The organism is Hydrogenophaga borbori, from assembly GCF_003417535.1.
GTDB classification, from domain to species: Bacteria; Pseudomonadota; Gammaproteobacteria; order Burkholderiales; family Burkholderiaceae_C; genus Hydrogenophaga; species Hydrogenophaga borbori.
The window spans coordinates 105,943-119,704 of record NZ_QVLS01000001.1; the positions used below are offsets into that span (position 1 = coordinate 105,943).

Here is a 13,762-nt window from a genome sequence, read left to right on the forward strand (position 1 = left end):
CGCGCTTCAGCGCAGCACCTCCAGCAGGCGGTCCAGTCCGCCACTGTCGATGGACACCATGGCCTGTTCGCGCACGGCGGGCTTGGCGTGGTAGGCCACGGACAGGCCGGCCACGCCCATCATGGGCAGGTCGTTGGCGCCGTCGCCCATGGCAATGCATTCCGAGGGCTCGATGCCCAGCAGCGAGGCGACCTCGAGCAGGGTGCGCCGCTTCTCGGCGCCGTCGCATATGTCGCCCCAGGTCTGGTCGACCATGCGGCCCGTGAGTTCGCCGCAGTTCGCGCCGCTGGCGATTTCCAGCACGTTGGCGCGCACGAAGTCGATGCCCAGCGTGTCGCGCACACGGTAGGCGAAGTAGGTGAAGCCGCCGGAGACCAGCAGCACCTTGAGCCCGGCGGCCTGGCTGGCGCGCACGAGTTCGGCCGCGCCGGGGTTGATGCGCAGGCGCTCGACCAGCACCTGCTCCATGTCGGCCACGGTCACGCCCTTGAGCAGGGCCACGCGGCGGCGCAGGCTGTCCTTGTAGTCGGCGATCTCGCCACGCATCGCGGCCTCGGTGATGGCGGCGACCTCCGCCTTCTTGCCGACCACGTCGGCGATCTCGTCCACGCACTCGATGCTGATGAGCGTGGAATCCATGTCGAAGGCGATGAGCTTGAAGTCGCGGAGCTTGAGCGGCGGCGTGAAGCCGCGCACGGTGAGACCGGGGGAGATGGCAGTGGCAGGGGCAGTCATGCGGTTTCGGTGGTGGTCTTTTGGGGTTGGCCCAGGGCGCGCAGCACGTCGCGCACGAGTTGCACGCGGTCTTTCACCTCGGGCAGCGCGCGCTCGATGCGCAGCTTCTCGTTGCCCGCAAGTTTGATGTGCTTGTGCTTCTGGATGAGCTCGACGATGCGCATCGGCTCGATCGGCGGGTTGGGTTTGAAGGTGATGTTGACCACGCCCGGCGCCGCGTCGACCTTGGCCACGCCGTAGGGCGCGCTCAGCACGCGCAGGCGGTGCACGTCGATGAGGGTCTGCGTCTGCGCCGGCGGCTTGCCGAAGCGGTCGACGATTTCCTCTAGCAGGGCATCGACCTGCTCGGCGCTGCGGGCGGTGGCCAGCTTCTTGTAGAAGCTCAGGCGCAGGTGCACGTCGCCGCAATAGTCGTTGGGCAGCAGGGCAGGGGCGTGCAGGTTGATGTCGGTGGTGACGGATAAGGGCGCCAGCAGGTCGGGTTCGCGGCCGGCCTTGAGCGCCTTCACGGCCTCCGAGAGCATCTCGTTGTAGAGCTGGAAGCCCACCTCCAGCATGTTGCCGCTCTGGTTCTCGCCGAGCACCTCGCCAGCGCCACGGATCTCCAGGTCGTGCATGGCCAGGTAGAAACCGCTGCCCAGCTCCTCCATCTGCTGGATGGCGTCCAGCCGCTGCGCGGCCTGCTTGGTGAGGCCCTCGATCTCGGGCACCAGCAGGTAGGCGTAGGCCTGGTGGTGGCTGCGGCCCACGCGGCCGCGCAGCTGGTGCAGCTGCGCCAGGCCGAACTTGTCGGCGCGGCTCATGACGATGGTGTTGGCTGTGGGCACGTCGATGCCGGTCTCGATGATGGTGGAGCACAGCAAGAGGTTGTAGCGCTGCGCGACGAAGTCGCGCATCACGCGCTCCAGCTCGCGCTCGGGCATCTGGCCGTGCGCGACGGCGATGCGCGCCTCGGGCAGGATCTCTTCCAGTTTGGCCTTGCGGTTCTCGATGGTTTCGACCTCGTTGTGCAGGAAGTAGACCTGGCCGCCGCGCTTGAGCTCGCGCAGCACGGCCTCGCGGATGACGCCGTTGCCTTCGTTGCGAACGAAGGTCTTGATGGCCAGGCGGCGCTGCGGGGCGGTGGCGATCACACTGAGGTCGCGCAGGCCCTCGAGCGCCATGCCCAGGGTGCGTGGAATGGGGGTGGCGGTGAGCGTCAGCACGTCGACTTCGGCCCGCAGCTGCTTCATGGCCTCTTTGTGGCGCACGCCGAAGCGGTGCTCCTCGTCGATGATGAGCAGGCCCAGGTTCTTGAACTGGGCTTTCTCGCTCAGCAGCTTGTGCGTGCCAACGACGATGTCCACCGAGCCGTCGGCGATGCCCTTCATGGCCGCCGTGATTTCCTTCTGTGACCGGAAGCGGCTCATCTCGGCGATCTTCACTGGCCACTTGCTGAAGCGGTCCACCAGGGTCTGGTAGTGCTGTTCTGCCAGCAGCGTGGTGGGCGCGAGGAAGGCCACCTGCTTGCCGCCGGTCACGGCCACGAAGGCCGCTCGCAGCGCCACCTCGGTCTTGCCGAAGCCCACGTCGCCGCAGACCAGGCGGTCCATGGGCCGCGGGCTGATCATGTCCTGCACCACGGCGTGGATGGCGGCGCGCTGGTCGGCGGTTTCCTCGAAACCGAAGTCGTTGGCGAAGGCCTCGTAGTCCTGCGGTGAATACCGGAAGGCGTGGCCCTGGCGCGCGGCGCGGCGCGCGTAGATGTTGAGCAGCTCGGCGGCGGCGTCGCGCACCTGTTCGGCGGCCTTGCGCTTGGCTTTCTCCCACTGGCCGCTGCCCAGCTTGTGCAGCGGCGCCTCATCGGCGCTCACGCCGGTGTAGCGGCCGATGAGGCCGAGCTGGCTCACGGGCACGTAGAGCACGGCCTTGTCGGCGTATTCCAGGTGCAGGAACTCCTGCAGCGCGGGCGTGCCGTCGGCGTTCTTCTCGCCCATGTCCAGGTTGATGAGCCCGCGGTAGCGGCCGATGCCGTGCGCCGCATGCACCACGGGATCGCCCACGTTGAGCTCGGACAGGTCCTTGATGAGCGCGTCGACGTCGCTCACCTGCTCCTGCTTGCGGCGCCGACGGGTGGTGGGGCCGGCGGCGAACAGCTCGGTCTCGGTGACGAAGTCGATGCCGGCTTCCAGCCAGGCGAAGCCGGTGGCCAGGGCAGCGGTGGCGATGCCCGCCTTTTCCTCGCTGGCCTGGAATTCGGCCAGGCTGTCGAAGGCGGGCGGGTTCAGGCCGCTGGCGCGCAGGAAGTCGAGCAGGCTTTCGCGCCGGCCGTCGCTTTCGGCCAGGATCAGCGCGCGTTGCGGGCTGGCGCGCAGGTGGGCCTGCAGCTTGGCCAGCGGTTCGTCGGCGCCGCGCACCACGGCCAGATCGGGCAGTGCCTGGGCGAAAGCGCTGTCGCTCACGTCGCTGGCGCCCGGGCGCATCACCACCTGGGCGTGTGCCTTGGCCCGGGTGAAGAACTGCTCGGCGTTGAGGAAGAGGGCGTCGGGCGGCAGGATGGGGCGGTCGGGATCGCCCTGCAGCAGGCGGTGGCGCTCGCGCGTGTCTTGCCAGAAGCGCTGGAAGGCGGGCTCCAGTTCGCCATGCAGCACCAGGGTTGCGGCCTCGCCGAGGTAGTCGAACACCGTGGCGGTGTCCTCGAAGAACAGCGGCAGGTAGTACTCGATGCCGGCGGTGGCCACGCCGTTGCCCATGTCCTTGTACAGGCGGCTCTTGGTCGGGTCGCCTTCGAGCAGTTCGCGCCAGCGGCTGCGAAAGCGCGCGCGCGCCGCGTCGTCCATGGGGAACTCGCGGCCGGGCAGCAGGCGCACCTCGTTCACCGGGTACAGGCTGCGCTGGCTGTCGGGGTCGAAGGTGCGGATGCTGTCGATCTCGTCGTCGAACAGGTCCACGCGGTAGGGCACCGGGCTGCCCATGGGGAAAAGGTCGATGAGGCCGCCGCGCACGGCGTACTCGCCGGGGCTCACCACCTGCGTGACGTGCTGGTAACCCGCGAGCGTGAGCTGGCCCTTGAGCCGCGCCTCGTCCAGCGACTGCTTGACCTTGAAGTGAAAGGTGTAGCCCGCCAGGAAGGACGGTGGCGCGAGCCGGTAGAGCGCCGTGGTGGCCGGCACCAGCACCACGTCGGCGCCGCCGTCCTGCGCGCGCTGGGAGATGCGCCACAGCGTGGCCAGGCGCTCGCTGATGAGATCCTGGTGAGGCGAGAAGGTGTCGTAGGGCAGGGTTTCCCAATCGGGAAACAGCGTGGTGCGCAGATCGGGCGCGAAGAAGGCGAGCTCGTCGATCAGGCGCCGGGCGTCGTTCGCGTCGGCCGTGACGATGGCGGTGAGCCGGCCGTCGCGCTGTTCGCGCTCGGCCAGGCGGGCCAGCCACAGCGCGTCGGCCGAGCCGCCGGGGTGGGGTAGGGTGTGGCGCTTGCCGGGGCTCAGCGCGGGCAGGGTGAGGGACATGCGGTCGGTACCAACAATGCAAATACCCCCGGTCGGATCGGGCCGGGGGTGTGGGTGAATTCTAGAATGGCGCCGCCCATGAGCGCCGCTTCCCCTTTTCCCGCCCCACCGTCCTTGCCCCGCTGCCATGCGTTGCTGCCTTGCGCGGGCACCGGTTCGCGCGCGGGCGCGCCACTGCCTAAGCAATACCAGCCCGTCGCGGGACGGCCCCTGGTGCAGCACACCCTGGCTGCGTTGCGCGGCGTGCCGCGGCTGGATCGGATCGTGGTGGTGCTGGCGCCCGACGATGCGCACTGGCCCGCCGATATCGACGGCGTGCAGGCCCTGCGCCGCGGCGGGGCCACGCGCGCCGAAACCGTGTTCAACGGCCTGCGGGCCCTGCGCGAAGCCGGCGTGCCCGATACCGACTGGGTGCTGGTGCACGACGCCGCGCGCTGCCTGGTCACGCCCGAGGAGGTGACGGCGCTGATCGAGGCCTGCGCTGGCGACCCGGTGGGCGGCCTTCTGGCGCTGCCCTTGCCCGACACGCTGAAGGACGAGGTGGACGGCCGTGTGGCCCGCACCATCGAGCGCCGCCACAAGTGGCTGGCCCAGACGCCGCAGATGTTCCGCCTGGGCGAGTTGCTGGACGCGCTGTCGGAGGCCCGGGCCACCGGCTTCGAGGGCATCACCGACGAGGCCAGCGCCATCGAGCGCACCGGGCGGCGCCCGCGCCTGGTGGAAGGGCGCGCCAGCAACATCAAGGTCACGTACCCGCACGACTTCGCCTTGGCCGAAGCCATCCTGAGGAGCCGCACATGAACGCCATCCGCATCGGCGAAGGTTGGGATATCCACCGCCTGGTCACCGGCCGCCCACTGGTGTTGGGGGGCATCACCGTGCCGCACACGCATGGCCTGCTGGGGCATTCCGACGCCGACGCGCTGCTGCACGCCATCACCGACGCGCTGCTCGGCGCCGCCGCGCTGGGCGATATCGGCCGCCACTTTCCCGACACCGACGAGCGCTTCCGCGGTGCCGACTCGGGCGCGCTGCTGGCCGAGGCCGCGCGGCGCGTGCGCGCCGAAGGCTACGAGATCGGCAACGTCGACAGCACGGTGGTGGCTCAGGCGCCCAAGCTGGCGCCGCACATCCCGGCCATGGTCGAGCGCATCGCCGCCTTGCTCGACCTGGCGGTGGACCAGGTGAACGTGAAGGCCAAGACGGCCGAGAAGATGGGGCCGGTGGGGCAGGGCGAGGCCATCGAGGCCCGCGCCGTGGCCTTGTTGCTCAAGGTCTGAGCGGCAGGTGCCCGGCAGCGCTCAGCCCGGCGAGCGGCGCAGCTTCATGTGCGCCGCCAGGCCACCCGTGCTGCTGTTGGCCAGTGCGAAGCGCCCGCCCATGCGCGTGATGGCGCGCTCCACGATGGCCAGACCCAGGCCCGTGCCGGTGGCGTCGGAGCGCGCGGCGTCGCCGCGGAAGAACGGCTGAGTCAACTGCTCCAGCATTTCGGGCCGCACGCCGCGGCCGTGGTCGCGCAGCTTGACCAGCACCGAGTCGTCCTTGGCCTTGGCGGCGATGTCGATTTGCACCACCCCGCTGTCGGGGTCGCGGCCGTAGCGCGAGGCGTTTTCCAGCAGGTTGCTAAACACGCGTTGCAGCTCCACCGGGTCGCCCAGCACGAACAGCGCGGGCTCGATGCGGGTCTTGATGACCGTCTTGGGGTCGTCGCCGAGCGCGAACAGCGCGGTCTCGATCACCTCGTTGAGATTGACCTCCTCCGGCTTCATGTGGTCGGGCCGCGCGTAGTCGAGGAACTTGTCGATGATGGCGTTGACCTGCTCGATGTCGGCCGACATGTGCTCGCGCGCCATCGGATCGGCCACGCTCATTTCGGTTTCCAGCCGCAGGCGCGCCAGCGGCGTGCGCAGGTCGTGTGAGATACCGGCGAGCATGAGCGCCCGGTCCTGCTCGATCTTGGACAGGCGCTGCGCCATGCGGTTGAAGCCGATGTTGACCTCGCGAATCTCGCTGGTGGCCACGGTCTCGTTGAGCTGGCTGGCGTTGAAGTCGCCCTCGCGCACGCGGCTGGCGGCGAAGGAGAGCTTCTTCAAGGGCCGGTTGATCAGGCGCGCGATGAGCGCGGCGCCAGCGAGCGAGAGCAGGGCGGCCGTGCCCAGCCAGATCAGCCAAGTGGTGCCCGCCACCGGGCCGATGCGGGAGGGGTCGGTCAACAGCCAGTACGGGTCGCCGTCGATCGAGAAGCCGATCCACAGCCCCGCCTGGTGATTGACCTCTCGCGCCACCACCGTGTCAGGCCCCAGGCGGGCCTTCAACTGCCCGGCCACGTTGCGGCTGAGCAGGTCGGTGTCGTAGAGCTGGAAGGTGTCGTTGGGCTCGCGCGGTGCGATGCGAAGGCCTTCCTCGGACGCCAGGGTCTTGATGAGTGAGACGCGCGCGATGGAGTCCGAGTGGATCAGCGCCGCACGGCTCAGGTTCACCAGCGAAGCGAGCTGCTGCGCGCTTTGCAGGGCGCGCGGCTCGTATTCCAGCGCGCGGAAGGTTTGCAGCCACGCGATGATGCAGCCCGTGAGCAGCAAGGTGAGAAAGAAGAACGTGCGCCAGAACAGGCTCACGCCGCGCGTGGGCCGCACCTCCAGCGGGGCTGGGGCGGTTTCCAGCGCGGTGGGTTCGGTCTCGAACGGTACGCGTGATTCGCTGTCCATCAGGTGTTGCCGTCCGGCACAAACACGTAGCCCACGCCCCATACCGTCTGCAGGTAGCGCGGCGAGGACGCGTCGTCCTCGATCAGCTTGCGCAGGCGCGAGACCTGCACATCCAGGCTGCGGTCGAAGGGCTCGAACTCGCGTCCGCGCGCCAGCTGGGCCAGCTTCTCGCGCGACAGCGGTTGGCGCGGATGGCGTACCAGGGCTTTCAGCATGGCGAATTCGCCGGTGGTCAGCGGCAGGTCGTTGCCGTCCTTGCGCAGCGTGCGCAGGCTCAGGTCGAATTCGTAGGGGCCGAACTTCACCACTTCGGCATCTTGCGAGGGCGCGCCGGGGACCTCGGCTGGCGGACGGCGGCGCAGCACGGCGTGGATGCGAGCCAGCAGTTCCCGCGGATTGAACGGTTTGCCGAGGTAGTCGTCGGCGCCGACCTCCAGGCCCACGATGCGGTCCACGTCCTCGCTCTTGGCGGTCAGCATGATGATGGGCGTGCGGTCGCCGTTGGCGCGCAGGCGGCGGCAGATCGACAGCCCGTCCTCGCCGGGCATCATCAGATCAAGCACGATGATGTCCACGGCGTCGCGCTGCAAGACCCGATTCAGGGCCTTGCCGTCTTCGGCCAGCATCACTTCGAAGCCTTCCTGCATCAGGTAGCGGCGCAGCAGGTCGCGGATGCGCACGTCGTCATCGACGACGAGAACCTTGTTGGGGCGGGGGTGGTTCTGTGGCATGGGAGCAACTTCCGATAAATGTAACAAAGCCGATTTTGGCAGCGGCAAGTGCTTGTCAACGCTCGTTTTTTGGTTTTTTGACAGGCTGTTACAGATGTTGCCCCACATGCCATTCGCTTGACCCGGGCCTCACTCGCACAATCGGACTTCTGTTCATACTCCTCCACACCATGAAGTCCGTTTGGATGGGAACCATTGCCTGCTTGACCGCGTGTCTGGCGTACGCCAATCCGGAGCGTCCGCGCGACGCCGGCATGATCGGCGCCGACGCTGCGACGGTGACGGTGGTGCCCATCTCAATCGATGGCGGCGAGGCGCGTGCGCCCATGCGGCTGCGTGACGCGCTGCGCCAACCTTTTGACGACATGGACGACGGCGGCAAGCCTTTCCGGCTGTCCGTGGAGGAGCGCCAGCGCCTGCGCGAGCAGCTCAGGGTGCAACCGCCCTTCGAGTCCCATCGCCAGCCCTGAACAAAACCCAGCACACATGCCCATGCCCTATCTGCCCGCCCGTTCGGCGGCTGCGGTTCGCCGCGCCGCTTCCGCTCTCAGCCTCATCGCCGCCGTGGCCGCTTCGCCGGTCGCGTTGGCGCAGGCGCCTGAGGTGCCCGCCAATGTGGTGAGCCTCTCCGCCAGTGGCCACCTGGAAGTGCCGCAGGACTGGCTCACCGTGGTGTTGAGCACCACCCGCGAGGGCAGCGATGCCGCCACCGTGCAGAATCAGCTCAAGGTGGCTGTGGATGCCGCACTGGCGATCGCTCAGCCGCAGGCCAAGCCTCAGCAACTGGAGGTGCGCACTGGCAATCTGCGCCTCTATCCGCGTTATGGCAGCAATGGCCGCATCAGCGGTTGGCAGGGCCAGGCCGAGGTGGTGATCGAGGGCCGAGACATCGCCAACGTGAGCGCGGTGGCCGGTCGCGTGCAGACCCTCACCGTTTCCAGCATGGGCTTCTCCCTTTCGCGCGAGGCGCGCCAGGCGCTTGAGTCCCAGGTGCAGGCCCAGGCCATCGAGCGTTTTCGCGCGCGCGCCAGTGAAATCGCCAAGGGCTTCGGCTTCAGCGGCTACACGCTGCGCGATGTATCGGTGAGTTCGACCGACATGCCCGAGCGACCCATGCCGCGCATGATGGCCATGGAGGCCAAGGCGGCCGCGAGCGACGCCGCCATTCCGGTGGCCGCCGGCACCAGTACCGTGAGCATCACGGTGTCTGGCGCCATCCAAATGCGTTGAGGCCTTACTGGGCGGCCCAGCCGCCGTCCATGTTCCAGGCCACGCCGCGCACGTTGCCGGCGGCGGGCGAGCAGAAGAACACCGCCAGTTCGCCCAGCTCCTCGGGCGTGGTGAATTGCATCGAGGGCTCCTTCTCGCCCAGCAGCAGCTTGGTGGCTTCCGCATTCGACAGCTTCAGTGCGGCGGCCTTCGCGTCCACCTGCTTCTGCACCAGCGGCGTCAGCACCCAACCCGGGCAGATGGCGTTGCAGGTGACGCCCGAGGTGGCGGTCTCCAGGGCCGTCACCTTGGTCAGGCCCACGATGCCGTGCTTGGCCGCCACATACGCCGACTTCTCCGCCGACCCCACCAGCCCATGCACCGAAGCCACGTTGATGATGCGTCCCCAGTTGGCCTTGAGCATGGCCGGCAGGGCCAGGCGCGAGGTATGGAAGGCACTGGACAAGTTGATGGCGATCACCGCGTCCCAGCGTTCGACCGGGAAGTCCTGCACCTTGGCGACGTGCTGGATGCCCGCGTTGTTCACGAGGATGTCCACCTGGCCGAAGGTCTTGGCCGCATAGGCCATCATGTCCTCGATCTCCGCGGGCTTGCTCATGTCGGCACCGTGGAAGCCGACCTGGGTGCCCAGCGCCGCCACCTCGGCCTGCGGACCGGCGCTGTCCCCGAAACCATTGAGCACGACGTTGGCGCCCTGGCGCGCGAGGGCCTTGGCGATGCCGAGGCCGATGCCGCTGGTGGATCCGGTGACGAGTGCGGTTTTCCCGGTGAGCATGGGTTACTCCAGTTCCATTACGATTGGTTCGACGTGCTGCCATGCATTATGGATGGCGGACGCCAGCCCCGAGCCGCACCATGACCGAACCCCAACTCCAGCACACCGTCGTCGGTGGGGCCGCGGCCCGTGAAGGCGGCCCGCGCTGCATGGCCTGGTGGGACTGGCGCAGCACCGGCGGGCGCGACGATCACGTGGTCGTCTGCGTGCATGGTCTGTCGCGCCAGGGGCGCGACTTCGACACCCTGGCGCGCGCGCTGCAACCCTTCTGCCGCGTGGTCGCGGTGGATGTGGCGGGGCGCGGGCACAGCGATTGGCTGGCCGACCCCATGGCCTACCAGGTGCCCACCTACGTGGCCGACCTTGCCGTGCTGCTGCAGCAGTTGCGCGCGCAGCGGCCCGGCGTACGAATCGACTGGGTTGGCACCAGCATGGGAGGACTCATCGGCATGGGCGTGGCGGCGCAGCCGCTGCTGGCGCCCACCCGCCTGGTGCTCAACGATGTGGGGCCCGTGGTGCAGTGGGAAGCGCTCATGCGCATCGGCACCTACCTGGGCCTGGACCCCGACTTCGACTCCGCTCAGGCCGCGAGCGACTACCTGGCCAGCATTTCCCAGGGCTTCGGCCCCCACACGCCCGAACAATGGCGGGCCCTGTCCCTGCCGATGCTGCGCGAGCGCGGCGGGCGCGTGCGCCTGCACTACGACCCGGCCATCGCCGTGCCGTTCAAGGCCATGACGCAGGGCGTGGAAACGCAGGTGCTGCGTGAGGCGGTGCGCGCCGGCGAGGCCGCGCTGTGGGACCTGTACGACGCGATCGCTGCGCCCACCCTGGTGTTGCGCGGCGAGGACTCGGACCTGCTCAGCATGGACACCGTGCGGGCCATGCAGGCCCGCGGGCCGCGCCCGCGCTGCGTGAGCTTCGCTGGCGTGGGTCACGCGCCCACGCTGGTGGCCGACGACCAGGTGCGCGCCGTGCTCGATTTCCTGCTCTCGCCATGAAGCGGGCCAACCCCTCGTTGGACGACGCGGCGCCAGCCACGGCCGCGATCGTGGCCGCCACCGCCGCAGGCCTGCCGCAGCAGGCCAATGCGCTGGCGCGCGCCCGCGCCTTTGCCGAGCCCCTGTTGGAAGGCGAATGCCTGGACACGGGTGAGAACACCTGGACACACGCCGAGGCGGTGGCACGCATCCTGGCCGACATCGGTGGGTCCGAGGCCATGCAGTCGGTGGTGTACCTGGTGTATGCCTGCCAGCACCTGAACCGGCCGCAGGAAGTCATCGCCAAGGCCTTCGGCGAGCAGCACGCCGCGCTGGCGCTGGAGACCACCAAGCTCGTCCAGCTGCAGCGGCAGGCGCGCCTGAAGGCGGCGGAGAAGCTCGCGCGCAAGCAGGAGGAGCGCATGGCCGCGCAAGACGCAGGCCAGCCCGCGCCAGGTTTGTCCAAGGCACCGGTGTCCGAGCTCGCGGCCAGCCAGACCGAGAACGTGCGCAAGATGCTGCTGGCCTTTTCACGCGACCTGCGCGTGGTGATGCTGCGCCTGGCGTCGCGTTTGCAGACGCTGCGCTATTTCGCCTCCATCAAGGGCGATCCGGGCGAACTGCTGGCCAGCGAATCCCTGCATGTGTTCGCGCCGCTGGCCAACCGTCTGGGCATCTGGCAGATCAAGTGGGAGATGGAAGACCTGGCCTTCCGCTTCCTGGAGCCGCAGACCTACAAGAACGTGGCCAAGCTGCTCGACGAAAAACGCGCCGAGCGCGAGGCGCACGTCGAGCAGGTGCGCGAGGACCTGCAGCGCGCGCTGCTGGCCCAGGGCATCGCCGCCATGGTGCAGGGCCGGCCCAAGCACATCTACAGCATCGTCAAGAAGATGCGGGGCAAGGCGCTGGACTTCGAGCAGGTGTTTGACATCCGGGCCTTGCGCGTGATCGTGCTCGAAACCGCCGATTGCTACGCCGTGCTGTCCTTCGTGCACGAGCACTTCACGCCGGTGGCGGATGAGTTCGACGACTACATCGCCAAGCCCAAACCGAACGGCTACCAGTCGTTGCACACGGTGGTGCGCGACGCCCAGGGGCGGGCCTTCGAGATCCAGATCCGTACCCAGGCCATGCACGATCACGCCGAGCACGGCGTGGCCGCGCACTGGGCCTACAAGGAAGCGGGTGCCAAAGGCTACTCGGGCGTGACGGCCAACTCCGAGTACGACGCCAAGATCGCCGTGCTGCGCCAACTGCTGGCCTGGGAGCGCGATCTCAGCGGCACCGCCCAGGGCCTGTTCGACGACCGCATCTACGTGCTCACGCCGAATGCCGCCATCGTCGAATTGCCGCAAGGCGCCACGCCGGTCGACTTTGCCTACACCGTGCACACCGACCTGGGCCACCACTGCCGCGGTGCGAAGGTCGATGGCGCCATGGTGCCGCTGAACACGGCGCTGCAGAACGGTCAGACGGTGGAGATCGTGTCCGTGAAGGACGGCGGCCCTTCGCGTGACTGGCTCAATCCCGAGCTGGGTTATCTGGTGAGCCACCGCGCCAAGAGCAAGGTGCGCGCCTGGTTCAACGCCCAGGCACTGGCCGAGACCATCGCGCGCGGGCGCGAGGCGGTGGAAAAGCTGCTGCAGCGCGAAGGCCGCACGGCGCTCAAGTTCGAGGACCTGGCCATTGAAATGGGCCTGGGTTCCGCCGACGAGCTCTTCGAGCTGGTCGGCAAGGACGAGCTGTCGCTGCGCTCGATCGAGACCCAGTTGCGCCCGCCCGAACCCGAGGCCGCGCCCGAGCCCAGCAGCTGGGTGCGCAAGCCCCGTCGCGGCCAGCAAAGCCCCAAGGGCGACGTGCTGGTGGTGGGCGTGGGCTCGCTGATGACCCAGCTCGCCAAGTGCTGCCGGCCGGCGCCGCCCGACGAGATTCGCGGCTTCGTCACGCGAGGCAAGGGCGTGAGCATTCACCGTGCCGACTGCACCGATTTCGCGCACCTGGTGCGCAAGAGCCCGGACCGCGTGATCGAGGTCGATTGGACCGGTCGCGACGATGCGCGCGGCGGCGCGCAGGCGGTGTATCCGGTCGACGTGGCCATCGAGGCCGTCGACCGTCAGGGCCTGCTGCGCGACATCTCCGACGTCTTCGCCCGCGAGAAGATGAACGTGATCGGGGTGCAGACCCAGTCCGTCCGGGGCGTGGCCTGGATGACCTTCACCATCGAGGTGGCAGACGCCCGCCAGGTGGCGCGCGCCATGGCCGTGGTGGGGGACGTGAACGGCGTGCGCATGGTGCGCCGCAAATAGTGCGGCCAGGAACTGCTATACTGCGAGGCTTCGATTCGTTCGAAGGCGCGTAGCTCAGCTGGTTAGAGCACCACCTTGACATGGTGGGGGTCAGGGGTTCGAGTCCCTTCGCGCCTACCAACTTTCCCAAAGGGCCTGTTGCCACCGCGACAGGCCCTTTGTCTTGGCCATGAGGCGGAGTGGATTGCACAGGGAAAACCATGCCCGGTGCCCCCCCGCCGGTTCCTAGAATGCCGGGATGGCGACCAAATCCAAGACCGAAGCAGCGGGTGCGCGTGGCGTGCGCGTCATCAAGAAGTACCCCAACCGCCGGCTGTACGACACCGACACCTCGTCGTACATCACCCTGGCCGAGGTCAAGGCCTTGGTGATGGGCAACGAGTCCTTCGTGGTGCGTGACGCCAAAACCAACGAAGACCTCACCCGCAGCATCCTGCTGCAGATCATCCTGGAAGAGGAAACGGCCGGCGCGCCCATCTTCACCGAACAGGTGCTGGCGAACATCATCCGTTTCTACGGCCACGCCATGCAGGACTTCATGGGGTCTTACCTGGAAAAGAACATCCAGATCTTCATGGATCTGCAGCAGAAGATGGCGGAGCAGGGTGGTGGCGGGCTCAACCCCGAGGCCTGGAAGCAGTTCATGAACCTGCAGTCGCCCATGATGCAGGGCATGATGGGCACTTACCTGGAGCAGTCGCGCACCGCCTTCACGCAGATGCAGGAACAGATGCAGAAAAACAGCGAGCAGATGCTCGCCGCGCTGGGTCTCAAACGCTGAATGGCCTGAACGCTCGGGCGGGGTCTGAGAC

General features: G+C 68.2%; 12 protein-coding genes and 1 tRNA gene. 8 read left to right on the top strand and 5 right to left on the bottom strand.

All coding sequences use genetic code 11. The features are described 5' to 3' along the window. Positions 1-6 precede the first annotated feature (6 nt). The gene (gene serB, locus DY262_RS00540; protein ID WP_116957065.1) at positions 7-735 is read right to left on the bottom strand and encodes a phosphoserine phosphatase SerB; all 729 of its coding nucleotides are present in this window, start codon (positions 733-735) and stop codon (positions 7-9) included. Then, complete coding sequence (gene mfd, locus DY262_RS00545; RefSeq protein ID WP_116957066.1) at positions 732-4,223, bottom strand: transcription-repair coupling factor; 3,492 nt, start codon at positions 4,221-4,223, stop codon at positions 732-734. Before mfd ends, serB begins: the two co-directional genes overlap by 4 nt. A 78-nt stretch (positions 4,224-4,301) precedes the next feature. On the opposite strand from mfd, the gene ispD reads away from it, so the two are divergent. Beyond that, the gene (gene ispD / locus DY262_RS00550) at positions 4,302-5,024 is read left to right on the top strand and encodes a 2-C-methyl-D-erythritol 4-phosphate cytidylyltransferase (RefSeq protein WP_245980757.1); all 723 of its coding nucleotides are present in this window, start codon (positions 4,302-4,304) and stop codon (positions 5,022-5,024) included. Then, the gene (gene ispF / locus DY262_RS00555; protein WP_116957068.1) at positions 5,021-5,503 is read left to right on the top strand and encodes a 2-C-methyl-D-erythritol 2,4-cyclodiphosphate synthase; all 483 of its coding nucleotides are present in this window, start codon (positions 5,021-5,023) and stop codon (positions 5,501-5,503) included. Before ispD ends, ispF begins: the two co-directional genes overlap by 4 nt. A 21-nt stretch (positions 5,504-5,524) precedes the next feature. Here ispF and DY262_RS00560 read toward each other — a convergent pair whose 3' ends face one another. Both DY262_RS00560 and ompR read right to left on the bottom strand, forming a co-directional pair. Further along, a complete protein-coding gene (locus tag DY262_RS00560) occupies positions 5,525-6,928 on the bottom strand; it encodes a sensor histidine kinase (protein WP_116957069.1) in 1,404 nt (467 codons plus the stop codon). Continuing rightward, the gene (gene ompR, locus DY262_RS00565) at positions 6,928-7,659 is read right to left on the bottom strand and encodes an osmolarity response regulator transcription factor OmpR (RefSeq protein ID WP_070399984.1); all 732 of its coding nucleotides are present in this window, start codon (positions 7,657-7,659) and stop codon (positions 6,928-6,930) included. The genes DY262_RS00560 and ompR overlap by 1 nt, the downstream gene beginning before the upstream one ends. A gap of 170 nt (positions 7,660-7,829) precedes the next feature. On the opposite strand from ompR, the gene DY262_RS00570 reads away from it, so the two are divergent. Next, on the top strand, positions 7,830-8,129 hold the full coding sequence (locus DY262_RS00570) for a hypothetical protein (protein ID WP_147326148.1): 300 nt from the start codon (positions 7,830-7,832) through the stop codon (positions 8,127-8,129). A gap of 16 nt (positions 8,130-8,145) precedes the next feature. Next, positions 8,146-8,889, top strand: a complete 744-nt coding sequence (locus tag DY262_RS00575; RefSeq protein ID WP_116957071.1) for an SIMPL domain-containing protein — start codon at positions 8,146-8,148, stop codon at positions 8,887-8,889. Between the two features lie 4 nt (positions 8,890-8,893). Here DY262_RS00575 and DY262_RS00580 read toward each other — a convergent pair whose 3' ends face one another. Then, positions 8,894-9,664 carry a 3-hydroxybutyrate dehydrogenase gene (locus DY262_RS00580; RefSeq protein WP_116957072.1) on the bottom strand — a complete coding sequence of 257 codons (771 nt, stop codon included), beginning with the start codon at positions 9,662-9,664 and terminating at the stop codon, positions 8,894-8,896. Between the two features lie 80 nt (positions 9,665-9,744). Here DY262_RS00580 and DY262_RS00585 point away from each other — a divergent pair, with 80 nt between their 5' ends. From DY262_RS00585 to phaR, 4 genes are all read left to right on the top strand, one after another. Then, positions 9,745-10,665 carry an alpha/beta fold hydrolase gene (locus DY262_RS00585; protein WP_116957073.1) on the top strand — a complete coding sequence of 307 codons (921 nt, stop codon included), beginning with the start codon at positions 9,745-9,747 and terminating at the stop codon, positions 10,663-10,665. Then, positions 10,662-12,950 (top strand): RelA/SpoT family protein, encoded by a 2,289-nt coding sequence (locus DY262_RS00590; RefSeq protein WP_116957074.1) that lies wholly within the window; start codon positions 10,662-10,664, stop codon positions 12,948-12,950. The genes DY262_RS00585 and DY262_RS00590 overlap by 4 nt, the downstream gene beginning before the upstream one ends. A gap of 43 nt (positions 12,951-12,993) precedes the next feature. Then, positions 12,994-13,070 (top strand) — tRNA-Val (locus DY262_RS00595). Between the two features lie 118 nt (positions 13,071-13,188). After that, positions 13,189-13,731, top strand: a complete 543-nt coding sequence (gene phaR / locus DY262_RS00600) for a polyhydroxyalkanoate synthesis repressor PhaR (protein ID WP_116957075.1) — start codon at positions 13,189-13,191, stop codon at positions 13,729-13,731. Positions 13,732-13,762 lie beyond the last annotated feature (31 nt).